At 38.5% G+C, this 13,063-nt stretch carries 14 protein-coding genes; 4 read left to right on the forward strand and 10 right to left on the reverse strand.

The genetic code is table 11. From position 1 onward, the window contains the following. The first annotated feature begins 230 nt into the window (after window positions 1-230). Window positions 231-875, forward strand: coding sequence for an HAD family hydrolase (locus tag H6G68_RS05255; RefSeq protein WP_190905690.1), 645 nt, complete (start codon window positions 231-233; stop codon window positions 873-875). Between the two features lie 241 nt (window positions 876-1,116). Here the strand turns inward: H6G68_RS05255 and H6G68_RS05260 are convergent, their stop codons facing one another. The 10 genes from H6G68_RS05260 to H6G68_RS05305 all read right to left on the reverse strand — a co-directional run bounded on the left by H6G68_RS05260 (window position 1,117) and on the right by H6G68_RS05305 (window position 10,754). Then, window positions 1,117-1,860 (reverse strand): 2-phosphosulfolactate phosphatase, encoded by a 744-nt coding sequence (locus tag H6G68_RS05260; protein WP_190905691.1) that lies wholly within the window; start codon window positions 1,858-1,860, stop codon window positions 1,117-1,119. A 24-nt stretch (window positions 1,861-1,884) separates the two neighbouring features. After that, the gene (locus tag H6G68_RS05265) at window positions 1,885-2,832 is read right to left on the reverse strand and encodes a D-2-hydroxyacid dehydrogenase (RefSeq protein ID WP_190905692.1); all 948 of its coding nucleotides are present in this window, start codon (window positions 2,830-2,832) and stop codon (window positions 1,885-1,887) included. Window positions 2,833-2,849: 17 nt separating this feature from the next. After that, window positions 2,850-3,869, reverse strand: a complete 1,020-nt coding sequence (locus H6G68_RS05270; protein WP_190905693.1) for an ABC transporter substrate-binding protein — start codon at window positions 3,867-3,869, stop codon at window positions 2,850-2,852. Window positions 3,870-3,905: 36 nt separating this feature from the next. Then, complete coding sequence (locus tag H6G68_RS05275) at window positions 3,906-4,235, reverse strand: 4Fe-4S binding protein (protein ID WP_190905694.1); 330 nt, start codon at window positions 4,233-4,235, stop codon at window positions 3,906-3,908. A 125-nt stretch (window positions 4,236-4,360) separates the two neighbouring features. Further along, window positions 4,361-5,995, reverse strand: a complete 1,635-nt coding sequence (locus tag H6G68_RS05280; protein WP_190905695.1) for an FAD-dependent oxidoreductase — start codon at window positions 5,993-5,995, stop codon at window positions 4,361-4,363. A 74-nt stretch (window positions 5,996-6,069) separates the two neighbouring features. After that, entirely contained in the window at window positions 6,070-6,870 is an 801-nt protein-coding gene (locus H6G68_RS05285; RefSeq protein WP_190905696.1) for an SDR family oxidoreductase, read from the reverse strand. Between the two features lie 59 nt (window positions 6,871-6,929). After that, window positions 6,930-7,370, reverse strand: a complete 441-nt coding sequence (locus tag H6G68_RS05290) for a protein tyrosine phosphatase family protein (protein WP_190905697.1) — start codon at window positions 7,368-7,370, stop codon at window positions 6,930-6,932. Between the two features lie 39 nt (window positions 7,371-7,409). Continuing rightward, the gene (locus H6G68_RS05295) at window positions 7,410-8,618 is read right to left on the reverse strand and encodes a glutathione S-transferase family protein (protein WP_190905698.1); all 1,209 of its coding nucleotides are present in this window, start codon (window positions 8,616-8,618) and stop codon (window positions 7,410-7,412) included. Window positions 8,619-8,620: 2 nt separating this feature from the next. Beyond that, complete coding sequence (locus tag H6G68_RS05300; protein WP_190905699.1) at window positions 8,621-9,277, reverse strand: class I SAM-dependent methyltransferase family protein; 657 nt, start codon at window positions 9,275-9,277, stop codon at window positions 8,621-8,623. A gap of 541 nt (window positions 9,278-9,818) precedes the next feature. Next, complete coding sequence (locus H6G68_RS05305) at window positions 9,819-10,754, reverse strand: LysR substrate-binding domain-containing protein (RefSeq protein WP_190905700.1); 936 nt, start codon at window positions 10,752-10,754, stop codon at window positions 9,819-9,821. Window positions 10,755-11,112: 358 nt separating this feature from the next. Here H6G68_RS05305 and H6G68_RS05310 point away from each other — a divergent pair, with 358 nt between their 5' ends. From H6G68_RS05310 to H6G68_RS05320, 3 genes are all read left to right on the forward strand, one after another. Next, a complete protein-coding gene (locus H6G68_RS05310; protein ID WP_190905701.1) occupies window positions 11,113-11,787 on the forward strand; it encodes a cadmium resistance transporter in 675 nt (224 codons plus the stop codon). Between the two features lie 57 nt (window positions 11,788-11,844). Next, window positions 11,845-12,144: a hypothetical protein gene (locus H6G68_RS05315; protein WP_190905702.1), complete on the forward strand. Its 300-nt coding sequence runs from the start codon at window positions 11,845-11,847 to the stop codon at window positions 12,142-12,144. A 262-nt stretch (window positions 12,145-12,406) separates the two neighbouring features. Beyond that, window positions 12,407-13,024: a pentapeptide repeat-containing protein gene (locus H6G68_RS05320; RefSeq protein ID WP_190905703.1), complete on the forward strand. Its 618-nt coding sequence runs from the start codon at window positions 12,407-12,409 to the stop codon at window positions 13,022-13,024. Window positions 13,025-13,063 lie beyond the last annotated feature (39 nt).

Below are 13,063 nucleotides of genomic sequence, written 5' to 3' on the forward strand. Positions count from 1 at the left end.
ATTTATCGGTTTACCGTAATTTTTTAATAAACCATAAGTCAAATTTTAGAAGAAGTCTTATTGGCTAACCATTTAGGTATCCGAGCAGAAACAAGTTGATATCTTAAACTTAGCAAATAAAAAGCTAGGTAGCGAAGCCTAATAATGTCAGTCCTATAAAGCAGAAGCTATTATATGGGATAGTCCAAATACGCCTATTAGCAATCCAATGATAAATTTGAGGTAACAATATGGGTAAAACTGGGTTCAAACTTGTAATTTTTGATTGCGATGGAGTGTTAGTTGATAGCGAACCAATTATCAATCGCGTTTTTGCAGAAACGCTCACTGAATTTGGTTTTCCTATCACCCATGCAGAAGTAACTCAAAAATTTATCGGCAAGTCTCTGAAAACCTGTTTAGAAATTATCGAGCAATTTTACAATAAACCATTGCCCAAAAACTTTATGGAAATTTGTAAAGAACGAGAATTCCCTGCATTACAGCAAGAATTACAGGCAGTTTCAGGCATTACCGAACTATTGGAGCAAATTACATTACCAAAATGTGTGGCATCAAATAGCAGCCACCGTCATATTCAACTGGTCTTGAAATTAACGGGACTTCTACATCAATTTGAAGGAAAAATATATAGTTGTTATGATGTTCCGCGTCCTAAACCTTTTCCTGATGTGTATCTCTATGCAGCCGAGCAAATGAACACAAATCCAGAACATTGTGTTGTCATTGAAGACTCTGTACCAGGTGTGCAAGCAGGATGTGCGGCAGGAATGACTGTTTTTGGTTATGCCCAACATAGCTATCCCACTGCTCTTACTGCTGCTGGAGCGAAGATAGTTTTTAATGATATGCGGCAGCTTTCTCAACTGCTGTAGCTAAACCAGGTATTTATGAATATTTTGAGTAATGCCATATATGCTTGAGAAGAAACTATTAATCATCAGCCAAATAATTTTATTCCTATCATTACTATTCGGAACCTGAGTTCGACGTAAGAGAATAACCTACAAGTGTGGATTAACAAGAGTTTCAGGCTTAAATTAACCTGACTTCTTACGTTTATTTTACATCCCGCAAAAAAATATTTAAGAAGGTTATATAGAATATAAGTAGCTGTTAATTAACTTCCTGTTTTATATAGGCATTTTCAGTCAATATAGGTACACAATTGCTAACATTATAGGCTGATGCAAGTTCAATATCTGACTCAAATCCTTTAGCAATTAACTCTTTACCAGAACTACATTTTTGCAAGTAACTCAGCAAATCTTTTTGGAAAGCCTGAAATGTTGCTACAGCTATTGCTGCTTCTGGTGATAAGCTACCAGGTAAATAACTGAGAATCGCTCCAGCACTGATTAAATCTTCAAATGCAGGACGTAGACTACCATCTTCTTGCCATTTTTCTCCAGCAGGAATCACGGCAATTTTATTGCCATATTTTTGGGCAAACTGTGCCACAGCTTGGCAATTTCGCAAACAACCAGCTAAAGTGGGTGTTTGTCCAGTTAGTAAAGATAAAGTAGAACCATTGAGTGATGGTAAAACTAGTTTAGTTCCTGGAGCAATCTTTACAAGAGATTGAAGAGAAAGAGAATAAGTATTTTTTGATCTAGCCATAGGTAACGCTATTTCTGCACCTAATTTTTTTCCATAATCAACAACTGATTCACCTGTAGTAGATTCATCTTTAGTAGAAAAAGGAAAAATAATAGCATCATTGTTAGTAGCGAGTTCTACACAAGTAGAAAAAGAAAGCACATCAACAATAATTATGACATCACTAATAGGAGCAAGTTGCTCAACTCCCTTTTTACCCCATTCACAACGCAAATCAAATTCTATTTGATTGTAAATCATATCGTGAGTTTATTAAATTCCTATTCAATAACCAGCAGTTTTATCTACCACATTGTGTAAAGACTTACCTTGAAGATAACGGTTTAAATTGTCAAGAAACAAGGCAAGCGATCGCTCTTTAACTCTAGGAGAATTCCCAGAACAATGTGGTGTAATAAAAACGTTAGGCAATGACCATAAAGGACTCTCCGCTGGTAATGGTTCTGTAAATACTGTATCTAAAGCCGCCCCAGCAATCCATCCTTCCTGTAATGCCTTAGTAAGTGCTGATTCATCGACAATTGCTCCCCGTGCAATATTAATCAAATAGGCATCGGGGCGAAATAAACGCAAGGTTTCTAAATCAATCATTCCCTTTGTTTCCTGTGTCAAAGGTGTAGCAATAACAATAAAATTGGCTTCTGGAAGCAGTTCTTTCCATTCATTTGCACCTACCACTTTGTCAAAATTTGGTAATGGTTTTGGATGACGAGAACTACCAAAAATACGCATTCCAAATGCTTTAGCACGAATAGAAATTTCTTGTCCGATTCCACCTGCACCAATAATTAATAATGTCTTGTCTAGCAATTCTTGGATTGGTAAGCCCCTTTGCCAATTATGTTCAGCTTGTAGCTGATATAAACTTGGTAATTGCTTAGTGTAAGCCAGTAGATAAGTAATCACAAATTCGGCAATGGGAATAGCGTGAATCCCAGCACCGTTAGTCAAAATTAAATCCCGTTCTAAATATTTTGGTGTCAAAATATGATTTACACCCGCATTCGGTGCATGATGCCAACGGAGTGCAGGTGCAGCATCTAAGACTCGATGTAAAGTTGTCGGTTTCAGGTAAAACCAACTATAGTAAACTTCGGCATCTGTCGCATCACCATCTAAATTGCCATCACTATCTACAGGCACTACAACAGTATCTTCAGGTAAATGAGGTTCAAGTTCAATAGCAATTTCTGCTGGTAAAATGAGTTTCACAACTGACAACTCTCCGATTATTTTTGTGGTGTTGACCAAATCCAATCATTTAACTGAAAATCTGACTTTGCTAATTTCTGGGAAACTAAAAACTTCTTTGTTCCTGCCAATAGTTGGACTCCCTTTGTGGGAATTGCTTCTTCTGGAAACTGTTCTAGCGGGAACGAAGCTTTAACAACATCAAGGGGATATCCAGAAACCTCGGCATGAAATTTATAATAGCCTTCTGAGTTGGCTTTAATATCTTTTACTGATGCTTGTTTAAGCTGATTCCATGTTTGTGGTAAATCGGGATGTTTAGCAAGGAAAGCTTCTGTGGCAACAGTTACACTTGTTCCTGGTAAATCAGGATGTTTGATTGCTTCATCAACAACTGCATACCCTTTTGATTTTAACAGTGGTCCTGTACCAGTTGCCGCAGCTATAGCTGCCACATCACCTCTTTCTAATGCTGATTGGGCTTCATTAGTGAGTAGATGAACGACAGTAACTTGTTTCTCAACCCCAGATTTTTGTAACAACCCAATTAAGTAGCGGTGCATATAAGAACCTTTTGATGTTGCTACCTTTTTTCCCTTTAAATCGGTTACGGAAATCGCTCCGTTTTTCTTTGCTAATAACCAAGCATTCATTCCCACTTGTTCTTGGCTAATTAAGCGGGTGGGAGTACCATTTGCTTTCGCAATTAACGCAGGTGTATCGCCATAAATACCGACATCTATTTCTCCGGCAACTAAGGCTTCATTTAAGTTCGGTCCATTGGGAAATGAGATGGTTTTAACTTCTGTAATTCCCACTTTTTGCAATTCAGGTATAAGTTTACCTTGCTGCATTGCCCAACCTGTCGGTCCTGTGGGAATTTTAGTTTTAGAAGTGCTGATAAAACCCAGACGTAAAGTTGAAGTTGTGGGTTTAGCTTCTGTTTGAATATTTGGAACTGCTTGGGAGATGTTTGGACTAGAACTACAGGCAGTGCTAAGAATTACAAGATAAGATGCAGCCAGTAAAGAAAGTCTGGGGAGAGAAAATTTAATCATAGGAAATAAACCACAGAGGAGGAGAAAGAGAATGTTCTATTTCATCTTTTTCAAGAGTTGATATGTTGAATCTTGTTTAGCTGTATTTGTGAGAGATTTTCCCCAACCGATATTTTTCCGATAGCTGCCTAAAAGTTCTGCTTCTTGCAATGATTGTTCATTTATCGATGCTAACGGTTCTACTTCTGGTGCAACATACAAGGCATCTACTGGACAGTACAATTCACACATGAAGCAGGTTTGACAGTCACTTTGTCTGGCAATTGTTGGAGGTGCATTTGGTACTTTGTCGAACACATTTGTCGGGCAAACTTTGACGCAGATATTACATTCAATGCACCGCGATTCACTCACTAATTCAATCATTTGATTTGGTGGTAATACTTTGATTAAATGTTGAACCTCTCTCCAAACCTCTCTCCTTGTAGGAGAGAGGCTTTGACTCCCCCTTCCCGTATTGGGGGTTGGAGGGTTAAGTTTTTTGTGTTTTCTTACACAGTTAGGAGTTCTTTCGTTTTTATCTCCTGTATAGGTGTAGTTTTCACCCACACTTGATCTAACCCACCACTAATTAAATGGTGTTGCTGGTTGGTATCTAGTTCTGGATAATCTAAATGTTTGTGCATTCCGCGAGTTTCTTTGCGTTCTAAGGCGCTGCTATACATCCATCTGGCTGTCGCTATCATTGCGGCTGCTTCCCTGGTGCGGACTATATTGTTATTATCTGCAACTTGGCTGTTACGAATTTCATCCCAGAGAGAATGTAATCTTTGCAATGATTCGGTCAAACCTTGTTCATTACGGAAATAATTGCGATCGTATGGGAAGACTTCTGCTTGAGTAGCTTTGATGATTTCTTCGCTGTGGATTTGCTTCTGACTACCAGATGTAAATCCTACCCCACCAACAGTTTCAACTCGTCTTTGGTTGGCTTGCGAACCTAAATTATAGGAATATGTAGCCGCCGATTGTCCTGCCCAGTAGCCTGAAGATAGCGCCCAAGCTGCGTTATGACTACCGCCACCGGTAAAGCCACCACAAATTAATTCCCTTGTTGCTGCGTCACCCGCTGCATAAAGTCCACGGACAGAAGTAGCACAAGTATAATCGGTAATTCTAATGCCACCTGTACCACGAACTGTTCCCTCTAAACGGAGAGTGACAGGGAAATGTTGAGTAAAGGGATCAATACCTGCACGATCAAAGGGTAGGAAGAAATTAGGTTGAGATAACCGCATTGTCACCCGCATTTCTTCTGAGGCTTTGTCTAAAATGGCGTAAACTGGTTGAGTTAATAAGGTTTTGGCAATGACTGAACGCCCTCTTTGGGAAGCTGCACCAGGAATTGGCGTTTTATCTGCGTAGGTGAAGGTAGCCCAATTATAGAATAAGCCTTTGGTTACAGAAGAAAAAGCAGGTGCGATCGCATAGGCGTTGGAAAATTCCATGCCCGACATATCTGCACCCGCTTCGGCTGCCATCAGGTATCCATCCCCTGTTAGCACATTGCATCCCAAGGCTTTACTTAAGAAAGCACAGCCTCCGGTGGCAATGATCACTGAATGCGATCGCACAATCCACTTTTTACCAGTCTGACGGTTAACCCCTGTCGCCCCAGCTACAGCACCTTCTGCATCTACCAACAACTGCAAAGCTGGACTGTGGTCTAAAATTTTTACCCCTGCCCGTTTGACTTGTCGCCGCATTAAACGCATATACTCTGGGCCTTGCAGACTGCGCCGATAGGGTCTACCTTCCTCATCTACAGGAAAAGGATAACCCCAATCAGCTAGTTGGTTGACGTTCGCATAAGTCTGATCCAGCACTCGTTGCATCCAATCTCGGCTGGACAAAAATCCTCCCAAAGCTTCCCTAGAAGCCATTGCTGCTTCTCTACTGTCGGGTTCTGGTGGGACATACCACACACCGTTACCTGAAGCTGCTGCACAGCCACTCGTCCCACAATAGCCTTTATCTACCAAAACCACCTTTGCACCAGCATTAGCAGCACTCCACGCTGACCAAGTACCAGCCGATCCACCGCCAATTACCAGCACATCAGCTAATAAGGTTTGGTCAAAATCAGTAGTAGATGAATCTTCTGAAAATAATTGTTTCTGACTCATCGAAATTCCTCTTTGTTTAAGATTAGTATTTGCTTGAAAAACGCAACTTTTGGGATACAGAAAATCCCCGTAGCTTACACTCCAGGTGTACTTCCACCATCAACCTGAATTTCTGCACCAGTAATAGAAGAGGCTAAATCAGAAACTAAAAATAGAGCTAATGCTGCAATTTCTTCAGGCTTGACGATTTTTCCTAGAGGAATTGCTTTGACTGCTTGTGCTTTGTATTCCTCCACACTAATACCCAAACTTTGAGCATTTTGTTCTGCTAAAGTTTTTGCTCTTTCTGTGTCTGTTAAACCTGGAGAAATGGCATTAATTCTAATATTGTCTTGGGCTAATTCTTTAGAAATCCCTCGTGTAAAGTTAAGCAAGGCAGCATTTGTTGTTCCACCTGGGAGGAAGTTAGGACGGGGTGTACGTCCAGCACCACCAATAATGTTAACAATGCGTCCATCTCGCTGATTTTTCAGATGGGGGACAACGGCTCTAACTAAACGAATGTAACCCAATAGTTTTAAATTCCAAGCATCTAAAAATGCTTCGTCACTCAGTTCTAGAAATGATCCAGCTTTTGCAGAACCAGCATTATTAATCAAGATATCAATCTTGCCGAATTGTTCTAATGTTGTAGAGACAACTTTCTCAACATCTTCTGCTTTGGTTAAATCGGCACTAATACCAATAATTTTAGCATTGGTATTAGGTAAGGATTGAATATCAATTACTGCCTGTTCTAATTTTTCTTGATTGCGGGCAGCAACCACTACATTCACACTTTCACTGTATAAAGCTTTGGCTGTAGCTAACCCAATTCCAGCACTACCACCTGTGATAATTGCAGTTTTACCCGATAGATGTAGTTCTAAACTCATAGTAAATTGCACCCAAATAAGTTTTATGGTGGGAAAAAGCGAAAAATAGATTTAAAAACCTAACTTTGCTTGGTAGCAAACTTTTCTAACAGGAATTGTTTGAGGTGTGGTTGCTCTAAATTAATGCCAATCTCAGTAGCTTTTTGGGTGATTTCCTCATAACTCAAACCTTCTTCAATTGCATTAGCAATTAAGGCTATTCCCCCGGCTCTTCCACCAGCAGCACAGTGAATTAAAATGGGCTTGGGTAAATTATCAATTTCTAGAATTGCCTCTGCTATTAGCTGTTGATTTGGTTCTTTAGGATTTAATGGAACATTTGCGTATTCTAGTCCCGCAGCTTCTGCTTGTTGCTGTTCATCATGAAGAAAATCTTTCTCATCAGGAGAACGCAAATTCAGAACCGACTTATACCCCGCAGATGCTAATTCTTGTAGTTGCCCAGAAGAAATTTGTCCAGCAACACTCAAATCATCACTAACCTTTTTTAAATCACTCATTTCTCTGCCTCTAGTTTGATCATTGTTTTAATTTAGGCATTAATAAATAGATGCCAAAACTTTGTCTGCTGCGGCTCGAAATGCAGTAGCAGCACCAGCACTCATATCACGTGGCGCACAAATGCGATTTCTTAAATATGCCAGTGTAATAGCTCCAGTAGCAGCGAAAATAGGATCGATACTTTCATTGCCACCAGTTCTTCCTCCTGGTAATATTTTTCCATTGCCATTGATAAGATAATCAGCTAATAATCGTAAGTGAAAATCAACAGCTTCTTGAATAATTGAGATATCACCTAAAGATTGAACTCCAGAATTTTTGAGAATATCACCAATAGCAAGTTCTCGATTATCACTCAATCTTTCCGCCGCTTCTGCTCGATATTCAATAAATTCACTTTCTGATAAATCTAAAGGTAGTGGATTACCTATAGGTTGTACGCCAAATCTACGTCGTAGCAGTAAATTGTTGGTAATATTGTCTGACTTAACTCTGTTGTAAGCAGGACGTTGTTTGAGTGCGTCCAACCAAGCATTTATGAGAGGAAAACGAGAGTTTCCTTTGATGTGATATCCCCTATACACTGGTAAATTAGCTGCCAATCTATCTAAATGGGGACTATACATAATATCTACCAAACTAAATGTTGAGAGAAAGTAAGCACCTGGATATTTACCCAAAGTTTGCTCAATTTCATCTAATTTAGCTTCAAATTCTGCCTGTAGATTTGCTAATTCATTCGCATCCTCTGGAGGTTGGCGCAAGAATTTATAGGCAATATCTCGAAACCCATTGGTTTCAGCATCCTCTACCCATTGCCTAGCAACAGCATTTTCTTCGGGATTTTCAGGTAATAAAGTTTCGCCAAACTGATCTTCCAATTCTAAGAGAATGTCTTTAGATTCATAAACCAACTTACCTTCAATATATGCTGCGGGAACGAGGGTGGTAGGAACTAAATCGGTGTACCATTTAGGTTTGTTATTTAGATCAATAAACTCAGTTTCAAAGGGAATTTCTTTTTCTTCTAAAGCAAACCAAACCCGTTCGCAAAAAGGACACCAAGAGTTACTATCACGATATAACAAAACTGGTGGCTTAGTATTTGGGGGAAGTTTATGTAAACTGCTAGGAATAGGTACAGTAGAAGGAGCTTGTCCTGGTCTTTTTGAGCGACGTGCGGGGGTATGTTGTCGAGCAGTTTCTAATAGTTGTTCCCAACTAGATATAGTATTTAAGAGTGACATTTTTACCTCGCCTTGTTTGGAACGCCAGAAAACACAAATAATTGTTGTTCTTTGGATACAGCTACGTTTTCACCTAAATAACGATGAATACCTACTCCCATATCTCCTGTAGCTGTGAGTTGAAAATTAACTTCCTTAAACCCGAATTCACGGAAGTATTTACGCACAGTTTCCGAGTAAGCAATACCGTTAGAATGTCCGCGAGTCCAGAGAATAAAAGCACCTTTTTTACTGAGAAAGCTCAGATTTCCTAATAAGCGATTAAGTTCATTTTCATCGGCTAAATTACCAAAAATACCACATACAATTACAATGTCTGCTGGTACTACTCCTACATAGTTAGCAGCAGCAGTTGCATCCCCGTTGATAAACTCAATTTGCTTTGTCAAACCCAATGATTCTATAGTTGCGCGTCCACGTTCAACTAACTGGGGATTGATTTCAACCAATCTTGCATATACATCTTCAGTGCGAGGGTGATTTGCTAATATTCCTAATAAATCTCGTCCATCACCGGCGCACACACTGACTATGCGAATGATGCCTGCGGGGGAGTTATCCAAACTATAGGAAATATATTCCCTCACGATTTTTAAGCGTTGCTGTAGTTTGGCTTCAGTATTATAAAGATCGTGCCATTCCAACCAATCTTTTGGCATAAAAAGAGATTTTTGGTTGCTAAAAACTTGGATTTTAGAGTGTATAATTGATTACTCAGTTATTTAACTACTGTAACTTTATCAAATTACCGTAGATTAATAATAAATACAGATTACCATAGAAACTCTGAGGAAATCAAGTCCTCAATAATTGAAAATTGACATCTGGTAAAAAAGATACTAGAGAAGTTCTATCCAAAGCCTTTACATACCCGTTGCAGAGGAAGAGTCAGACTTCCGGTCTGGTTTGTGGTATCGTATTACTTTCTACAATACCAGATAGACTTAGCTTGTGTAGTAGCGCATTGAATGTGAAGCGTACTGAAGAACCTATGTGTATTCACTCAAATACTGGTGCGTAATTCCTGTCTGATTGAAAATGATGTAAGATTTTGTACTTGATGCATATAGCCGTGGACAGGGTGGTTAGGACATCAATTGATAATGAAACTCTCACTAAAAGAGGGTTTTACTCCTGACTCCTGACTCCTGACTCCTGACTCCTGCTATAAGTCCTCATTGTTTTAATTTCATCGCCAAACTACGCAACTTGGACATTTTCTTCCATCAGGATTGCTTCAAAAGCTATCATTACTCGTGTATGAAAACGTTGGCGGTGTTTGAGTTTCCAAATAGACTGGACAATTTCTAATTTCTTGCCAGATTTTTTGTGTGGGTTGGTAATCTGTACAGCGTGTAATGTCCCTAATTGTATTTCTTTTTTCACCATTGATTCTGGAAGTGCAGCTGCACCAACACCACTTTCTACAACCGCTTTCACCATTTCACTAGTGTTGAGATTAAGCACAACATCTAGATTGCTGGTTTCCAGTTCCCAACTTTGTAAGGCTTGCTCAAACATTTGCTGTGCGCCGGAACCAGACTCACGCATTACCCAACCTGTGTTGAGCAATTCATCTAAATAAATCTCAGTCAGGTGATACCAAGGGTGAGATCTACCCACAACGATTTGCAAGCGATCGCATCCTACTTCGCTTTTTTCTAAAGATTGCTGCAATGATGGTTTAATATCACCTGTTACCAAACCCAAATCATACATACCTAAAGCAGTACCTTCACAAATTTCTTCAGCATTTCCCAACTTACAATTTATAAAAATGCCGGGATATAACTGCTTAAACTGGCTAATTTTTTCGGGTAGCCAATAGTTACCAACTGTGAGACTAGCACCGACCTTCAACTCCCCTCGTTGTAGATTATTTAATTCCTTCAAGCCACGTTCTGTTAGCTCTACATGGTCAAGAATTTTTTGCGCCTCACCCTGTAATAATCTACCAGCGTCTGTAATTTCAATATGACGACCAATACGATGAAATAATCGGACTCCATATCCTGTCTCTAAGCTTTGGATAGCAGCACTGACTGCTGGTTGAGTAATATAAAGTGCTTCGGCTGCACGGGTAAAGTGCAGCATTTCCGCCACGGCTAAAAAAATTCGCAACTGTTCCAGTGTCATTTTGACTATGTACAAGCTTGTATAGTAGTGATCTTAAACACCTGGGGAATATTATACGGTAAATTTAGCGGAAAGCAGTAGATAGTCGTAAATGTTCTTACAGTTATTTTCAGGTAAATAGACCACAAGCAAGCCTCTACGAATTATAAATTAGGAATTATTTGAATTTTTACTTTAATAAATTCATTTTATCGTTTTAATAATAAAGAGTATTTGTTTTTATCTAAGCTAGACCATAATATTGAATTCATAAGCTACTAAGCTTACCTATTGAGGTAATAAATTGCATCTTTAATGAATGGCAATTCTTTCAACTATCTTCTGAAAGAATTTCAATAAATAATTGCGGAGACAGACTATGAGTTGGCTAATTGGTACATTAATTATTGGCATATCTGCGGCTTTTGCAACTACGTTTGATGATAACTTATACTTGACAGCTTTTTTTGGTAAAGTAAATCATATCTTTCGTCCCAAGCATATCATTATTGGCGAATTTATGGGATTCACCACATTAGTAATAGCTAGTCTCCCTGGTTTCTTCGGTGGTTTATTTCTTCCAGAAGCATGGATTGGATTGCTAGGGATTCTGCCAATCATAATTGGTATCAGCCATTTAATGAATCGAGACGAGGAAGAAGATACTTTACAAGCTGTATCAGTTAAATTTGCTCATTCAGTCAAACCTCAGCGTCAGGAAAAAACATTATTAGCAACACTTAAAGATCCCCAAACCTATCGCGTTTCTGCGGTAACGATTGCTAATGGTGGAAACAATATTGGTATCTATATCCCGTTATTTGCCAGCAGTAATGTTCCCAGTCTGGCAGTAATTTTATGTGTTTGCTATTCAAGTGTTGGACTATGGTGCTTTCTTTCTTATAACCTGACTCGAAATCCTCTCATGGCTTCTGTTATGACTCGGTATGGTCGGAAAATCTTTCCATTTGTATTAATATACTTGGGTTTATCTATCATGGTTAAAAGTGGAACTCATGAACTTGTACCTAATTTAGCCATGCTTTTCCAATAAATAATTTATAAATAATTTATAAATTATTTGTCGTAGATAACAGCTTAAATCAAACACATGAAAATTATCAAAATCTCTTTAATGATTTTAATCCTTTTAATAAATTTAGTACTTGCTGCCCCCTCTTGGGCAGATGGAACATCACACTTAAGTTCAAATTCCGACTATTTCATAGGACAAAAAGTTATTTGGCTTTATAAAGCTCGTGCTGATTCTGAAAACACTCAACGAATTCCTGCCGAAGTTATCAAATTAGGTTCTAAGCAAGTACAAGTCAAGGTACAGAAAAATAAAAATGACTTTGTTAATCGTTGGGTAAATCGAGAACGCTTGGAAGTTGACAAAAGTAACCATTAAATTGATTTAAATTAATTAAAAAAAACTAAAAACGTAATTTAATTGATTGAAAGAGTCATTTGATTTTAAACTAATCGATGACTAGATAAGCCTAATTATAGGTTTGCGGTTTTAATAATCAACTAAAAATTAATCATTACTTTTATTTATGGTTATGAATAATAATAGTATTTGATTTCGAGGATGGATTGGTATTAAAGTAGAACTAAAGTGAATTAAACCCAAATTTAAAAACCATATCGAATTCACGAGGAATAAACAAATGAACAAACCCAACTCAAAGAAAGTAAATTCTTGGCTTTTGTCCGCTGTATTTATGGCATTTCTGACAATATTTTCTCTTTTTAATCAGCCCTATGCTTTAGCTCAATCAGAAGTACCATTAGTAGCTACAGAATCCATATCAACTCCAATAGTATCTTCTGAGCCAGTTGCACCTCCAATAAAATTGCCAGTAAATACTGTGGCAGAAAATGTTCAACGTCTATTAACAACTAATGAATGTGTTGGATGTAACCTAGTGGGAGCGCAATTAGATAATGCAAATCTGCAAGCAGCTAATTTGGCAGATGCAAATCTACAAGAAGCAGAATTAGAAAAAGCGAACCTACAAGGAACAATTCTCACAGCAGCTAATTTACAGGGAGTAGATTTAAGCAAAGCAAATATAGCTGGGGCAAATCTGCAAGGGGCAAACTTATTTGATGCAGATTTAGAAGGAGCAAACCTGCAAGGGGCTGATTTGCAAGGAGCAAACTTACAAAAGGCAGATTTACAAAAAACAAATCTCACAAATGCCAACATACAAGGTGCAAACCTGCTAGGGGCTGATTTAGAAAATGCAATAGTACCCGCAGGATTCACGAATCAGTATCAGTAATTCCAAGTGTTTAGCTACATGAATTAACACAAGTAACAA

The organism is Anabaena catenula FACHB-362 (assembly GCF_014698735.1).
Lineage (GTDB): Bacteria > Cyanobacteriota > Cyanobacteriia > Cyanobacteriales > Nostocaceae > Anabaena > Anabaena variabilis_A.